Origin of the sequence: Amycolatopsis ultiminotia, from assembly GCF_039536925.1 — a bacterium.
In the GTDB taxonomy this organism is placed as follows: domain Bacteria; phylum Actinomycetota; class Actinomycetes; order Mycobacteriales; family Pseudonocardiaceae; genus Amycolatopsis; species Amycolatopsis ultiminotia.
On the sequence record NZ_BAAAZN010000001.1, the window covers coordinates 502,677 to 515,783 of the forward strand.

12 protein-coding genes are annotated in these 13,107 nt (G+C 70.3%); 7 read left to right on the forward strand and 5 right to left on the reverse strand.

Features of this window, described 5'->3' with window-relative positions; genetic code table 11:
• Positions 1–28: 28 nt before the first annotated feature.
• Together prpB and ABD793_RS02305 are read right to left on the reverse strand one after the other, a co-directional pair.
• Positions 29–922: a methylisocitrate lyase gene (gene prpB / locus ABD793_RS02300; RefSeq protein ID WP_344854716.1), complete on the reverse strand. Its 894-nt coding sequence runs from the start codon at positions 920–922 to the stop codon at positions 29–31.
• The gene (locus ABD793_RS02305) at positions 922–2,403 is read right to left on the reverse strand and encodes an MmgE/PrpD family protein (protein ID WP_344854718.1); all 1,482 of its coding nucleotides are present in this window, start codon (positions 2,401–2,403) and stop codon (positions 922–924) included. The genes prpB and ABD793_RS02305 overlap by 1 nt, the downstream gene beginning before the upstream one ends.
• Positions 2,404–2,548: 145 nt before the next feature.
• On the opposite strand from ABD793_RS02305, the gene ABD793_RS02310 reads away from it, so the two are divergent.
• Both ABD793_RS02310 and ABD793_RS02315 read left to right on the forward strand, forming a co-directional pair.
• Positions 2,549–3,949, forward strand: coding sequence for a short-chain fatty acyl-CoA regulator family protein (locus ABD793_RS02310; RefSeq protein WP_344854720.1), 1,401 nt, complete (start codon positions 2,549–2,551; stop codon positions 3,947–3,949).
• A gap of 102 nt (positions 3,950–4,051) precedes the next feature.
• Positions 4,052–4,945 (forward strand): polysaccharide deacetylase family protein, encoded by an 894-nt coding sequence (locus tag ABD793_RS02315; protein ID WP_344854722.1) that lies wholly within the window; start codon positions 4,052–4,054, stop codon positions 4,943–4,945.
• A gap of 30 nt (positions 4,946–4,975) precedes the next feature.
• Here ABD793_RS02315 and ABD793_RS02320 read toward each other — a convergent pair whose 3' ends face one another.
• A complete protein-coding gene (locus ABD793_RS02320) occupies positions 4,976–5,926 on the reverse strand; it encodes a LysR family transcriptional regulator (RefSeq protein WP_344854724.1) in 951 nt (316 codons plus the stop codon).
• Positions 5,927–6,009: 83 nt separating this feature from the next.
• On the opposite strand from ABD793_RS02320, the gene ABD793_RS02325 reads away from it, so the two are divergent.
• The 5 genes from ABD793_RS02325 (at position 6,010) to ABD793_RS02345 (ending at position 10,972) form a co-directional block, all read left to right on the forward strand.
• Positions 6,010–7,161, forward strand: coding sequence for an acyl-CoA dehydrogenase family protein (locus ABD793_RS02325; RefSeq protein WP_344855760.1), 1,152 nt, complete (start codon positions 6,010–6,012; stop codon positions 7,159–7,161).
• A 13-nt stretch (positions 7,162–7,174) separates the two neighbouring features.
• Positions 7,175–8,335, forward strand: coding sequence for a CaiB/BaiF CoA transferase family protein (locus ABD793_RS02330; RefSeq protein WP_344854726.1), 1,161 nt, complete (start codon positions 7,175–7,177; stop codon positions 8,333–8,335).
• Complete coding sequence (locus ABD793_RS02335) at positions 8,332–9,156, forward strand: HTD2 family dehydratase (RefSeq protein WP_344854728.1); 825 nt, start codon at positions 8,332–8,334, stop codon at positions 9,154–9,156. The genes ABD793_RS02330 and ABD793_RS02335 overlap by 4 nt, the downstream gene beginning before the upstream one ends.
• Positions 9,157–9,193: 37 nt before the next feature.
• Positions 9,194–9,997 carry an HpcH/HpaI aldolase/citrate lyase family protein gene (locus ABD793_RS02340; protein WP_344854730.1) on the forward strand — a complete coding sequence of 268 codons (804 nt, stop codon included), beginning with the start codon at positions 9,194–9,196 and terminating at the stop codon, positions 9,995–9,997.
• A 198-nt stretch (positions 9,998–10,195) separates the two neighbouring features.
• Positions 10,196–10,972 (forward strand): IclR family transcriptional regulator, encoded by a 777-nt coding sequence (locus ABD793_RS02345; RefSeq protein ID WP_344854732.1) that lies wholly within the window; start codon positions 10,196–10,198, stop codon positions 10,970–10,972.
• A 10-nt stretch (positions 10,973–10,982) separates the two neighbouring features.
• Here the strand turns inward: ABD793_RS02345 and ABD793_RS02350 are convergent, their stop codons facing one another.
• Positions 10,983–12,053 carry an oxidoreductase gene (locus tag ABD793_RS02350; RefSeq protein WP_344854734.1) on the reverse strand — a complete coding sequence of 357 codons (1,071 nt, stop codon included), beginning with the start codon at positions 12,051–12,053 and terminating at the stop codon, positions 10,983–10,985.
• A gap of 31 nt (positions 12,054–12,084) precedes the next feature.
• On the reverse strand, positions 12,085–12,885 hold the full coding sequence (locus ABD793_RS02355) for an alpha/beta fold hydrolase (RefSeq protein ID WP_344854736.1): 801 nt from the start codon (positions 12,883–12,885) through the stop codon (positions 12,085–12,087).
• Positions 12,886–13,107 lie beyond the last annotated feature (222 nt).

The following is a 13,107-nucleotide window of genomic DNA, read 5'->3' on the forward strand; positions in this document are numbered from 1 at the left end:
CTTGTCGGAATTCGGTGCGCGATTCTTCTTAACCGCGGAAATTGAATACGTTCTGGTCGAACACACTGTAGGCGGAGTAGTCGAGCAGTTCGTAGAGGTCCCGCCGGTGTTGCATCCGGTCCAGCAGCGACGACTGGGTGCCCTGCCCGGAAATCGTGCGCAGGCCCTCCTCGGCGGCGTGCAGGGCCAGCCGCAGCAGGGTGACCGGGTAGATGACCAGGTTCACCCCGGCCGATTCCAGGGTGCCGGTGTCGAGCAGTTCGCTTTTGCCGAACTCGGTCATGTTGGCCAGGATCGGGATGTCCACCGCGGCGCGGAGGCGGGCGAAGTCGGCCGCGTCGGTCATCGCCTCCGGGAAAAGGAGGTCGGCTCCGGCGTCGGCGAATTCCTTGGCACGGTCGATGGTCTCCTCGATACCGTGCACGGCTTTGGCGTCGGTGCGCGCGGCGATCACGAAGTTCGGGTCGCGCCGGGCTTGCACCGCGGCCTTGATCCGCCGTACCGCGGTGGCACGGTCCACGACGTCCTTGCCGTCGAGGTGGCCGCACCGTTTCGGATTGACCTGGTCTTCCAAGTGCATTCCCGCGACGCCCGCGTCTTCCAGCAGCTGGACCGTGCGCGCGGCGTTCATCGGCTCGCCGAAACCGGTGTCGGCGTCCACCAGCGCGGGCAGCGCGGTGACCCGGGCGATCTGCTGCGAGCGGCCGGCGACCTCGGTGGCCGTGGTGAGCCCGATGTCCGGCAACCCCAGCTCGGCGGAAAGCACGGCACCGGAAATGTAGACGCCGTCGAAGCCGTGCCGTTCGATCAGTTTCGCGGTGAGCGGGTTGAATGCACCGGGAAAGCGTTGCAGCTTGCCGGAGGACAACGCGGTGCGGAACGCGGCTCGCTTGTCGGCGGCGGTGGGAGTGGCGTGCAGCATCAGAAGATTCCTTTCGTCCCGGGGGCGGTGTCGAGGCCTGCGGGCAGCGCGAGTGCGCGGACCTCGGCGGCGTCCAGCTCCGGAAGCCGGGCGACGGTGTCGAGGAACCGATCCTGCTCGCCCACCGTCAGCACATCCTCGGCGAGGGTGCGGAATTTCGCCACGTACTGCTCGCGCGCGAACGGCCGTGCCCCGGCCGGATGCGCGTCGGCGACGTCGATCTCGTCGGTCACCACAGTCCCGTCGGACCGGGTGACCTCGACGCGACCGCCGAAGGCGGGCTCCGGTTCGTGATAACGGCGAGTCCACTTCGGATCCTCGACGGTGGTGATCTTCTGCCAGAGCTGCACGGTGTCCGGCCGGGTCGCCCGCTCCCGTGCGTAGGAGCTTTCGTGGTGCCAGCTGCCGTCCTGCAACGCGACCGCGAAGATGTAGGGGAGCGAGTGGTCCAGGGTTTCGCGGCTGGCCTGTGGGTCGTACTTCTGCGGATCGCCCGCCCCGGAACCGATCACGAAGTGCGTGTGGTGACTGGTGTGGATCACGATCCGCGCCACCTCGGCGAGTTCGCCGATCCGCGGGCCCAGCCGCCGGGCCAGGTCGATCAGCGCCTGGCTCTGGTATTCCGCCGAGTGCTTCTTGGGGTAAGTGTCCGAGATGGACCGTTTCGGTTCGCCCGGCGCGGGCAACGGCACGGTGTAGCTCGCCTCGGGACCGCTGAGCAGCCAGGCGATGAAGCCGTCTTCGCCCTCGTAGGCGGGGCTGGGGGAGCCTTCCCCGCGCAGCGCCCGGTCCACGGCTTCGATCGCGGCCTTGCCGGCGAAGGCGGGGGCGTAGGCCTTCCACGACGAGATCTCGCCCTTGCGCGACTGGCGGGTGGTCGTGGTGGTGTGCAGTGCCTGTCCGATGGCCTGGTAGACGATTTCGGTGTCCAGCCGCAGCAGTGCGCCGAGCCCGCCCGCGACCGCGGGGCCGAGGTGTGCGATGTGGTCGATCTTGTGCTCGTGCAGGCAGATCCCGCGGACGAGGTCGACCTGCAGCTCGTAGCCGGTCGCGATGCCACGGACGAGGTCCGCGCCGGTGCGGCCGGTGTGCTGGGCGACGGCGAGGAGTGGCGGGATGGTGTCGCCGGGGTGCGAGTAGTCCGCGGCGAGGAAGGTGTCGTGGTAGTCCAGTTCGCGCACCGCGACCCCGTTGGCCCAGGCCGCCCATTCCGGCGCGTAGCGGCCCGCGACGCCGAACACGGTGGCCCCCGGCGCGGCCGGATGCGCCAGCGCCTGGTCACGGGCCGCGCGCACCGGCCGCCGGTGCAGTGCGGCGGCTGCCACCGCGGCGTTGTCGATCAGCCGGTTGACCACCATTTCGGCGGTCTCCGGCGGGACGCCGACCGGGTCGGTGGCCACGGCGGCGAGTTTCCAGGCCAGCTGCTGCTCGCGTGGGAGCGGCTCGGCGGAGCGGTGACTGCAGACGGTGTGGTCGATCATCGGCTTCCCTGTACACGCTTTCTTGTGAATGTTGTGCGGGCTTGGGCTTCAGCCTGTCACCGACGGAGTCGAGCGGCTATGCCAAACGACTGTGAAAAGTTGTGAACGTCGCCCCGCACGCTGTAACAGTTGTTAAAGTCGGCGAGTGGAGAAGATGTACGCCGGTGCCCGGCTGCGGCAGCTGCGCGAGGACCGGTCGCTGTCCCAGTCCGACCTCGCCCGGATGCTGGGCATCTCGGCCAGCTACGTCAACCAGCTGGAGCATGACGGCCGTCCGCTGAGCTTGGCGGTACTGCTCAAGCTCACCGAGCACTTCGGCGTGGACGCGGAGTTCTTCGCCGCGCACGACACCGCCCGGCTGGTCGCCGATGTGCGGGAAGTGTTCGCCGACGACACCCTCGACGATTCGATTTCGCCGGGGGAGGTCGACGAACTGACCACGAAACTGCCCGGTGTCGCCCGGGTCGTGGTCGCGCTGCACCGGCGGTACCGCAAATCGGTGGAGAACATCGCCGCGCTCACCGCGGAGCAGGGCATGGACCGCACGTCCGCCCGGCAGCCGCACGAGCAGGTCCGGGATTGGTTCTACGCCCGCAACAACCACGTTCCGGCGCTCGACGAGGATGCCGAAGAGCTGTCCGTACGGTTGCGGCTGCGGCCGGGTGAGGTGCGCTCCGGACTGGTTGCGGCGCTCCGCGATCGGCACGGCGTGCGGGTGGTCGGTGAACCGCTCGGCACCGGACGGCACGAGTTCGACCGCCGCGGCAGGCTGCTGCGCCTCGCCCCCACGCTGCGGCCCGGCCAGGCGGCCTTCCGGCTCGCGTCCGAGCTGGCGATGCTGGAGGCAGGGGAGGCAATCGACCGGCTCGTGGACCGCGCCGGATTCGGCGACGAGACCGCCCGGCGGCTGCTGCGGATCGGACTGGCGAACTACTACGCAGGCGCGCTGGTGTTGCCGTACCGGGTTTTCCTCGGCGCCGCCGAGCGACTCCGCTACGACGTGACGCTGCTGTCCGGCGAGTTCGGCGTGGGATTCGAGACGGTCTGCCACCGGCTGTCCACCCTGCAGCGGCGCGGGGCGCACGGGGTGCCGTTCTCGTTCGTGCGGGTGGACCGTGCGGGAAACATCTCGAAACGCCAGTCGGCCACCGGATTCCACTTCTCCAGGGTGGGCGGTTCGTGTCCACTGTGGATCGTGTACGAGGCGTTCGGCGCACCGGGCCGGATCCTCACCCAGATCGCCGAACTACCGGACGGCAAGAAGTACTTCTGGCTCGCCCGCACGGTCACCCAGGCCGCGGGCGGGCACGGTGACCCGGGCAAGACCTTCGCGATCGGGCTCGGCTGCGAACTGCGCCACGCCGGCAGGCTGGTCTATTCCGACGGTCTGGAACTGGGCAAGGGTGCCGCGGTGACGCCGATCGGCATGGGCTGCAAGGTGTGCGAGCGCCCGGCGTGCCCGCAGCGGGCGTTCCCGGCGATCGGCCGTCCGCTGCGGGTGGACGAGCACGCCAGCGGCGTGGTGCCCTACCCGCCGCTGGCGTAGCCGGAAGTGCTCCGAACCTCGCGGTGAGCTTTACCGGTGCCTCCGGGTCGGTCTATGATACGGCACGTCGTACCGGATAGTGGAACGAGCGACGGAGGAAGCATGACCGAGCAGCAGCCGTGGCAGTGGGACGAGCCGACCTGGCGCGGGCACGTCGAACGAGTCCGCGCCGGACGGCCGCTGCGGCCGGGTTCCTGGCCCGGTGGTGCGAAGGTCGCCGTCGCCCTGTCCTTCGACTCCGATCACGAGACGCCCGCGTTGCGCGACGGCGACGTGTTGCCCGGCAAGCTGTCGCAGGGGGAGTACGGCGCTCGCGTCGGCGTGCCGAGGATCCTCAGGCTGCTCGACCGGGTGCACGCACCGTCGACGTTCTTCGTGCCTGCGGTGTCCGCGCTGCTGCACGACGGTGAGCTCAAGTCCTATGTGGACGGCGGACACGAAATCGCGGTGCACGGCTGGATCCACGAACGCAACACCCGGCTGCCGCCGGGAACGGAACGTGCGCTGGCGTTGCGGGCGGCGGACACGCTGGAATCGCTCTCCGGTACCCGACCGGCCGGCGTTCGCACCCCGTCCTGGGACTTCTCGCCGGACACCCTGTCGATCATCCGCGAGCTCGGGCTCACCTACGATTCGTCGCTGATGGCCGACGACGACTGCTACGAGATCGTCGCCGACGGCGAACCCACCGGCATCGTCGAGGTGCCCGTCGAGTGGATCCGTGACGACATGCCGTACTTCATGATGGAACGGTTCGCCGCGCAACGGCCCTACACCCCGCCGCGCGGGGTGCTGTCGATCTGGCGCGACGAATTCGACGTGGCCTACGCGGAAGGCGGCATCTTCCAGCTCACGATGCACCCGCACATCATCGGCCACCGCTCGCGCATCACGATCCTCGCCGAACTGCTCGACTACATCGCCGGGCACGAGGGGGTCTGGTTCGGTACGCACCTGCAGATCGCCCAGCACGCGCTGGCCGCCGCCACTCGATGACCGGGCGGGCGCGGCCGAGCCGGGGAGTGGTCACCGCTGCAATTCGGCCGACGGCCACCGGCCTTCGGCGACTGCGATCCCGATCTGCCGGGTGAGCTGACGCGCGACGACGTCGACGGCCGCCGGAGTGCGCCGGCTGCGCGGTCCGGCCAGCACGACGGTGCGCCACACCTCCGGTTCGCACAGCGGGGCGGCAGACAGCAGTCCGGTGGCGATTTCGTCGGTGAGCCCGACCGCCGGGAGAATGGTCCAGCCGTGGCCGGCGCGGGTGAGTTTCTTCTGCAGTGCCATCGAATTGGTGCTGACCGAACTGTCGAGGGAGATTTCGCCGCGCTGCGCGCCGCTCTCGATGAGGGTGCGCAGACCGTGCCCGGTCGTGGGGAGAACCAGCCGTCGCGCGGCCGCGTCGGCGAACCGGACGGGCCTGTCCGGGCGCAGTCCGGCCGAGGGCGGCGCGGCGACCCAGAGCCGCTCGCGGACCAGCGGTGCCACGTTCAGCGAGGGCGAGCTGGTGATGTTGTACAGCAGGCTCAGTTCGAGATCGCCTTCGTCGAGCCAGCGCTGCAGATGCCCGGAGTAGCCGGTCTGCAGCCGGAGCTCGATTCCGGGGTGCTCCTGCAGGAGCCGCTCGACCAGGGGTTCGGCGAGCAGCTCCGCGGTGCTCTCCAGCAGCCCGAGCGTGACGATCCCGGTCACCGCTCCCGGTGCCGGAGTGAGTTCGGCGCGAGCGCGGTCCAGCTCGGTGAGGGCCCGCCGGGCCCGCTCGACGAGGGCGTTGCCCGCCTCGGTGGCCCGCATACCGGTGCGGGTGCGCTCGAACAGCGCGACGCCGAGCTCGTCCTCGAGCGCCTTGATCTGCCGGGTGACCGCGGGCTGGACCAGGTGCAGCAGCTCCGCGGCGCGGGTCACGCTGCCCACCTCGGAGACGGTCACCAGTGCCTTGAGCTGTTTCAGATCCATCGCGACCGCGCATACCTCCATGCCAAAACAGTATTTCTCAGCATAGGTCATGGTGGTTCATGATGACCGGACCGGATCATCCCCAGCGGATCGGAGAACACGCGATGGACGGGCTCACCGAAGAAGAGGACGCGATCGTCGCGCTGGTGGGCGAGTTCGTCGACCGCGAGGTGAAGCCGGTTGCGCGGGAGCTGGACCACACCGACACCTATCCCGGGAAGCTCATCGGCCAGATGAAGGAAATGGGCATCTTCGGCCTCGCCGTCCCGGAGCAGTGGGGCGGGGCGGCGGTCTCCGCGCAGTGCTACGCGGCGGTGACCGAGGAGCTCGCCCGTGGCTGGATGAGCCTCGCCGGTGCGATGGGCGGGCACACCGTCGTGGCGAAGCTGCTCGTCGGGTTCGGCACGCAGCAGCAGAAGGACGAGTACCTGCCCCGGATGGCGACCGGCGAGATCCGGGCGACCATGGCGCTGACCGAACCCGGTGGCGGCTCCGACCTGCAGGCGATGCGCACGGTGGCGCGCAGGGACGGTGACGGCTTCGTGGTGAACGGCTCGAAGACCTGGATCACCAACGCCCGTCGTTCCCAGCTGGTCGCCTTGCTGTGCAAAACCGATCCCGCCGCCACTCCCGCGCACCACGGGGTCAGCATCCTGCTGGTCGAGAAGGGGCCAGGCTTCCACGTTTCCCGTGATCTGCCGAAGCTCGGCTACAAGGGCGTCGAGAGCTGTGAGCTGTCCTTCGACGACTTCCGGGTGCCGGCGGAGGCATTGCTCGGCGACGAGGAGGGCGCCGGGTTCGCGCAGATGATGCGGGGCCTGGAGATCGGCCGGATCCAGGTCGCGTGCCGGGCGCTCGGCGTCGGCCGCGCGGCGCTGGAGGACGCGCTGCGCTATGCGCAGGAGCGGGAAAGTTTCGGACGGCCGATCTGGCAGCACCAGTCGGTCGGGAACTACCTGGCGGACATGGCCACCAAACTGGAGGCGGCGCGGCAGCTCGTGCACCACGCGGCGCGGCGCTACGACTCCGGCGAGCGCGCCGATCTGGAAGCGGGGATGGCGAAGCTGTTCGCCTCGGAGACGGCGATGGAGGTCGCGCTCAACGCAGTTCGCATCCACGGTGGCTACGGCTATTCGACCGAGTTCGACGTCGAACGCTACTTCCGCGACGCGCCGCTGATGATCGTCGGCGAAGGCACCAACGAAATCCAGCGCAACGTCATCGCCCGCCAGCTGATCAAGCGCCACCGCATCTGAAGAGGACGGCTGCATGTCTCATCCGCTCGAAGGCATCACGGTTGTCGCGCTCGAACAGGCGGTGGCCGCACCGCTGGCCACCCGCCAGCTCGCGGATCTCGGTGCGCGCGTGATCAAGGTGGAACGGCGGGGCAGCGGCGACTTCGCCCGCGGTTACGACCGCACCGTGCACGGACAGTCCAGCTACTTCGTGTGGCTCAACCGCGGCAAGGAGAGCGCCGAGCTCGACGTCAAGGACCCGGAGGACCGCGTGCTGCTCGACGCACTCCTCGCCCGCGCGGACGTCTTCGTGCAGAACCTCGCGCCGGGAGCCGCGGAGCGCCTCGGTCTCGACGCCGGCACTCTTCGTGCGGTACGTCCGGAGCTGATCCACTGCTCGGTGTCGGGCTACGGCCCGGACGGTCCTTATCGGACCAAGAAGGCCTACGATCTGCTCGTCCAATGCGAAGCCGGGCTCGTCCTGGCCACCGGCACCCCCGATTCGCCGGCCAAGGCGGGGTTTTCCGTCGCCGACATCGCCACCGGCATGTACGCCTACAGCGGCATCCTGACCGCGCTGTACGAACGCGAGCGCACCGGGCGCGGGGCCACGCTGAGCGTGGCCATGCTCGACGCGCTCGGCGAATGGATGAGCCAGCCGGCGATCTTCTCCCACTACGGAGGCGAACCTGCCCGGCGAACCGGTGCGCAGCACCCTTCGATCTCCCCGTACGGTCCCTTTCGCGCCGGTGACGGGACCGTGTTCCTCGGTGTGCAGAACGACCGCGAATGGTCCGCGCTGTGCCGGATCGTGCTCGCCCGGCCGGAGCTGGCCGGCGATCCGCGCTTTCGGACCAATGTGGACAGAGTCGCGAACGATGCGGAACTCACCGCGGTGCTCGAGTCGGCCTTCGCCGCCTCGACCGTCCGGCACACCGTTGATCTGCTCGAACGCGCCGGGATCGCCAACGCCGAGTTGCGCACCCCCGGCGAACTCGTGGACCATCCGCAGCTGCGGGCACGGAATCGCTGGCGTGCCGTGGAAACCCCGGGAGGGCCGATCCAGGCGTTGCTCCCGCCGGTCGAGGCGGACCGCGGGGCACCGCCGATGCGTGCGGTTCCCGCGCTCGGCGAGCACACCGCCGCGCTGCGCGGGGAGTTCGGCGGAGAAGACGACGAGGAGGCCCGGCGGTGACCGAGACCGTGGAACGCAGGGAAGTCCTCCTTCCCGGCCCGGCGCAGGGCCTCGGCGCGCTGCTCGGGGTGCCGGTGCCGGACCTGGACGGCGGTGCCGGGCTGCCGTTGCTGTGGCACTGGCTGTACCTGCTGGACCGCCCGGCCCAGGCGGATCTCGGCCGTGACGGGCACCCGATCCGCGGTACCGTGCCCGCGCCGCCGGAGCCGGGGCGACGGCGCATGTGGGCGGGCGGCCGTGTCCGGCTGGCGGGCACGCTGCGTTGTGGCGAGGAGGCGATCCGGCGCACCAGCGTCCGGTCCGTGCAGGAAAAACACGGCCGGTCCGGTCCGCTGACGTTCGTGGTGGTCGGGCACCGGATCGAGCAGCGCCGTCAGGTGGTCGTCGAGGAGGAGCAGGACATCGTGTACCGGCCGATGCCGGCGCGGCAGCCGGAGCCCGCGGACCCGGCGGAACAGGTTCCGGTGGCGCCGGGGGAGTGGGCCGTGGACGTTTCGCCGGTCCTGCTGTTCCGGTTCTCGGCACTCACCTACAACGCGCACCGCATCCACTACGACCGCGACTACTGCCGCGACGTGGAAGGCTATCCGGGACTGCTCACCCACGGCCCGCTGCAGGCGATCGTGATGGCCGAGAAGGCCCGCGGCGGCGGCGTTTCCGAACACACGTCGTTCGATTACCGGTTGGTCGCCCCGCTGTTCGACCACCAGGGCATGGTGGTCGGCTCGGCGACCGGCGAGCAGGGGGAGACGGTGACCGCGGTCCGGGACGTCCATGGACGCCAGACCGCGACCGGCACCCTCCGGAGGGCGACGCGATGACGAGCACCCTCGACCTTGCACTGCGGAAGGCGACGCGATGACGACCACTCTCGAGGGCGCGCGGACGTTCCTCTTCGTGCCGGGCAACCGGCCCGACCGGTTCGCCAAGGCACTGGCGGCGGGTGCCGACGCGGTCATCGTCGATCTCGAAGATGCGGTCGGCGCGGCCGACAAGGCCGTGGCCAGGGAGCACGTCCGCGCTTGGCTGGAGGCCGGGCACGAGGCGGTGGTGCGGATCAACGCCGCCGGCACCCCGTGGCACGAGGCCGATCTCGAAGCCGTGGCCGGCCGTGCTCGTGCGGTCATGGTGCCCAAGGCCGAAGATCCCGCGGCGCTCGCCGAACTCGCGAGTTCGCTGCCTGCCGGGACGGCCGTGCTCCCGCTGATCGAGACCGCGGTCGGAATCGCGCAGGCACGGCAGGTCTGCGCGGCCGAAGCGGTGGTGCGCCCGGCGTTCGGCAGCGTCGACCTCGCCCTGCAGCTCGGCGTCGACCACCGTGCCCGCGAGGCGTTGTGCCATGCGCGATCCGCGCTCGTGCTGGCCGCGGCGGCGGCCGGCTGCGGCGCGCCCATCGACGGGGTGACCACCGCGGTCGACGATCCGGCAGTGCTCGCGGACGACCTCCGGCACGCCGCCGGGCTCGGGTTCACCGGCAAGCTCTGCGTGCACCCCCGGCAGATCGCCCCCGGCAACGCCGCCTTCACCCCGGCCGACGAGCAGATCGCGTGGGCGCACGCAGTCCTCGCGGCCGCCGAAGACGGTTCGGTGACCACTCTCCACGGCGAGATGATCGATCGGCCGGTCGTGGCACGCGCACAGGCGATCCTGGCTCGGGTCTGACCAGCCGGCCGGATGATTCGCGGGGTCCACCGCGTCCTCGAGGAACGTTCCTTATAATGGCACGGTGTTTCCCATTACGGACCATCTGAAGGGGGCCGTGCCGGTGCGCCGACGGCGGGCCGGTCGTGCCGCGATACGGGACGGTTTCCCGCGCCGGTTGGTAGGCTCCTGGTCCGACCGGCAAGCGAAGGCGCCAAGGTGACCGTGACGGACAAGTCGAACAGCAGCGCGATGAACAGCGTGCTGAGCACCCTCCGGGTCCTGGAGGAGGTCGCGGCTCGTCAGCCGATCGGCGTGTCGGAACTCGCGCGGTCGATGGGCACTCCGAAGAGCTCGGTGCAGCGTTGCCTGGTCACGCTCCAGCAGGCGGGCTGGCTGCGCATCGTGGACACCGAACGCAGCCGCTGGGGCGTGACGATGAAGGCGCTGGCGATCGGGCTGCGCGGTTCGGGTGAGGAAGACCTCCGCGAGCTCGCCCGGCCGGTCATCCGGCGCTTGTCCGCCGAAACCGGCGAGACGGTGCACTTCGGGCTGCGCGACGGCGACAACGTCATCATCATCCTGCGGGAGGACAGCAAGCACACGGTCCGGGTGTTCGTCGAGGTCGGTTCGCGGCTGCCGCTGCGGGGCACTTCGGCGGGGGTCGCGATCATGGCGGCGCTCGGCGAGGACGAGGTCCGTGAGGTGCTCAAGCGGGACGTCCGGGATTTCCCGGAGCCGCTGCCGAGCGCCGCGGAACTGCGGACCGCGATCGCCAGGACCGCCGAGCGCGGGTACGCGCTGAACATGTCCGCGTGGTACCGCCCGCACGTCACCTCGATCGGCGCGGCCGTCACCACCTCGGCGGGACGGCCCGTCGCCGCGATCACGTTGTCCATCCCGGAAATGCGCTTCGACCCCGCGCAGGAGGGCGAGCTGGCGCGGCTCGTCGTCGAGTCCGCGGCGGAGATCGGCAGGCTCGTTTCGGCCGCCTGACTGGCGCGGCTCAGAATGCGCGGTGGTACTGCTTCGGCCACGATTCGAGCGGCTCGGCATTCCGTGCGCGCAGCGCCCAGTACGGGTCGCGCAGCAGCGCCCGGCCGACCAGCACCGCGTCGACCAGTCCCGGGACCGCCTCGTCGAGCCGGCCGGCCTCGGAGACCAGGCCGGACGCGGCCACGAGGACCCCTGCCGCGCGAAACGCCGGGCCGTAGCGGGCGTTGTGCAGCGGCTCGGCGACGCGGCGGGCGTCCGGGGAAAGCGCGCCGGAGGACAGATCGATCAGATCGACTCCCGCGGCCCCCATCCTGGCCGCCACGGCGGTCATGTCCTCCGTGGTGAGCCCGCCTTCGATCAGGTCTTCGGCAGGCAGCCGCAGCAGCAGCGGCCGGTCCTGCGGCCAGCCCTCCCGCAGTGCCTGCACCATCTGCAGCGGGAACCGCATGCGCCGCTGCCGGTCTCCGCCCCATTCGTCGGTACGGTGATTGGTGAGCGGGGAAAGGAACTCGTGGAGCAGATACCCGTTCGCCCCGTGCAGTTCGATGACCTCGTATCCCGCGCGATGGGCGTTGCGGGCGGCTCGCCGGAGATCCTCCAGTACCCGCGTGCCGTCCTCAGTGGACATCTCGGTCGGGACGGTGAGACCGGCGAAGGGAATCGGCGAGGGGGCGAGCGGCTGCCACCCGCCTTCGTGCGGTGGCACGGCGTGCCGCGTCCCCGCGTTGTCCCACGGAATACCGTGCGAGCTCTTGCGCCCCGCGGCGCCCAGCTGAACTGCCGGTATCGATCCGATCGACTTGATCGCCGCCGCGAGCCGACGGTGGCCGCGCACCTGGTCCTCGGTGTAGAGCCCGAGATCCGCGGTCGTGGTGCGCAGGTCGGCGGCGACCGCGGTGCACTCGACCAGCACCATCCCGACGCCACCGGCCGCGCGGGCGCCGTAGTGCGCGAGATGCCAGTCGGTCGGTGCGCCGGATTCGTCGGCGGAGTACTGGCACATCGGGGAAAGCCAGACGCGGTTGGGTATCGGCACCTCCCGGAGCCGGAGTGCGGTCCAGGGGGTGGTGCCCGTCGTCATCAGTGGTGTCTCCGTCCGGAAAAGGACTCGGTCAGGTGAGCAACGCGTCCAGCAGGAGCCCGGCGGTCTCCTCGGGCCGCTCGATCAGGAAGTTGTGACTGCCCAGGTCGTGCGTGACGAAGGTGATCCGATCGCGGTAGCGCTGCACTGCGGCCGGGTCGAGCAGACTGCGCACGGCGAGCGTCGTGACCGGCTGGGCCACGGCGGCGAGCGCCTCGTCCATGTCCCAGCGCAGCAACCCCTCGAGCGCCTTGACCCCCACGGACGGGGGGATGCTCGACATCTTCTCGAAGACCTGCTCCCCGACGCGGGGATCCGTGCCGGGGACCGAGCCCATCTCGACCAGCCCCCGCACCGCGGAGGGGAAGTCGGTCTCGAACCCCTCGAGCAGCTGCCGAGCCGCGCTCTCCTCGATCGCCGGGTAGATCGAAAGGTAGTGGTACGAGTCGATCCCGATCACCTGCGTGACGGCGCCGGGCCGCAGCCGGGCGAATTCGACGGCCACCGCGCCGCCCAGTGAATGCCCGGCCACCACGCACTCGCCGACGTCCTCCGCATCGGTCACCGCCGCGACGTCGCGGGCGAACTCCGCCATGGTCCAGGACTCGCGGGCCGAACGGGAGTCGCCGTGCCCGGCCAGGTCCACCGCGATCACCCGGTGTTCGCCGGGCAGGAAGGACGCCAGCTCGGCGAAGTCGGTGCGCCTGCCGCCCCAGCCGTGCACGAAGACCCAGGTCCGGCCGGTCGCGGGACCGCGCACCGTGTAGCGGACCGACGTTCCCCCGGCACGGTCCACGGTGCGCTCGGTTTCCGTGTCGCTCGGTGTGGACATTGTTCCTCGTTCCATAGTAGAGAACGGTGTATCAACCTTCGGAACGATAGGCTGCCAACCGGGGGCCGTCAAACGGCGGCGGCCATCGTTCCTCATGTGCCAGTTTACAGCACGCCGTTCCGGATTATAGTACGGTGGCGCACGCCGTCCCGGGTGGATCCGCGGGCGCCCGAACGACCCGCGGATGCCGGTTCCGCTCGTGCCCGGCGGCCGCCCTTCCGC

Coding starts and splice junctions, on each gene's coding strand:
- prpB (WP_344854716.1), bottom strand. CDS start 922: ATGCTGCACGCCACTCCCACCGCCGCCGACAAGCGAGCCGCGTTCCGC.
- ABD793_RS02305 (WP_344854718.1), bottom strand. CDS start 2,403: ATGATCGACCACACCGTCTGCAGTCACCGCTCCGCCGAGCCGCTCCCA.
- ABD793_RS02315 (WP_344854722.1), top strand. CDS start 4,052: ATGACCGAGCAGCAGCCGTGGCAGTGGGACGAGCCGACCTGGCGCGGG.
- ABD793_RS02320 (WP_344854724.1), bottom strand. CDS start 5,926: ATGGAGGTATGCGCGGTCGCGATGGATCTGAAACAGCTCAAGGCACTG.
- ABD793_RS02325 (WP_344855760.1), top strand. CDS start 6,010: ATGGACGGGCTCACCGAAGAAGAGGACGCGATCGTCGCGCTGGTGGGC.
- ABD793_RS02330 (WP_344854726.1), top strand. CDS start 7,175: ATGTCTCATCCGCTCGAAGGCATCACGGTTGTCGCGCTCGAACAGGCG.
- ABD793_RS02340 (WP_344854730.1), top strand. CDS start 9,194: ATGACGACCACTCTCGAGGGCGCGCGGACGTTCCTCTTCGTGCCGGGC.
- ABD793_RS02350 (WP_344854734.1), bottom strand. CDS start 12,053: ATGACGACGGGCACCACCCCCTGGACCGCACTCCGGCTCCGGGAGGTG.
- ABD793_RS02355 (WP_344854736.1), bottom strand. CDS start 12,885: ATGTCCACACCGAGCGACACGGAAACCGAGCGCACCGTGGACCGTGCC.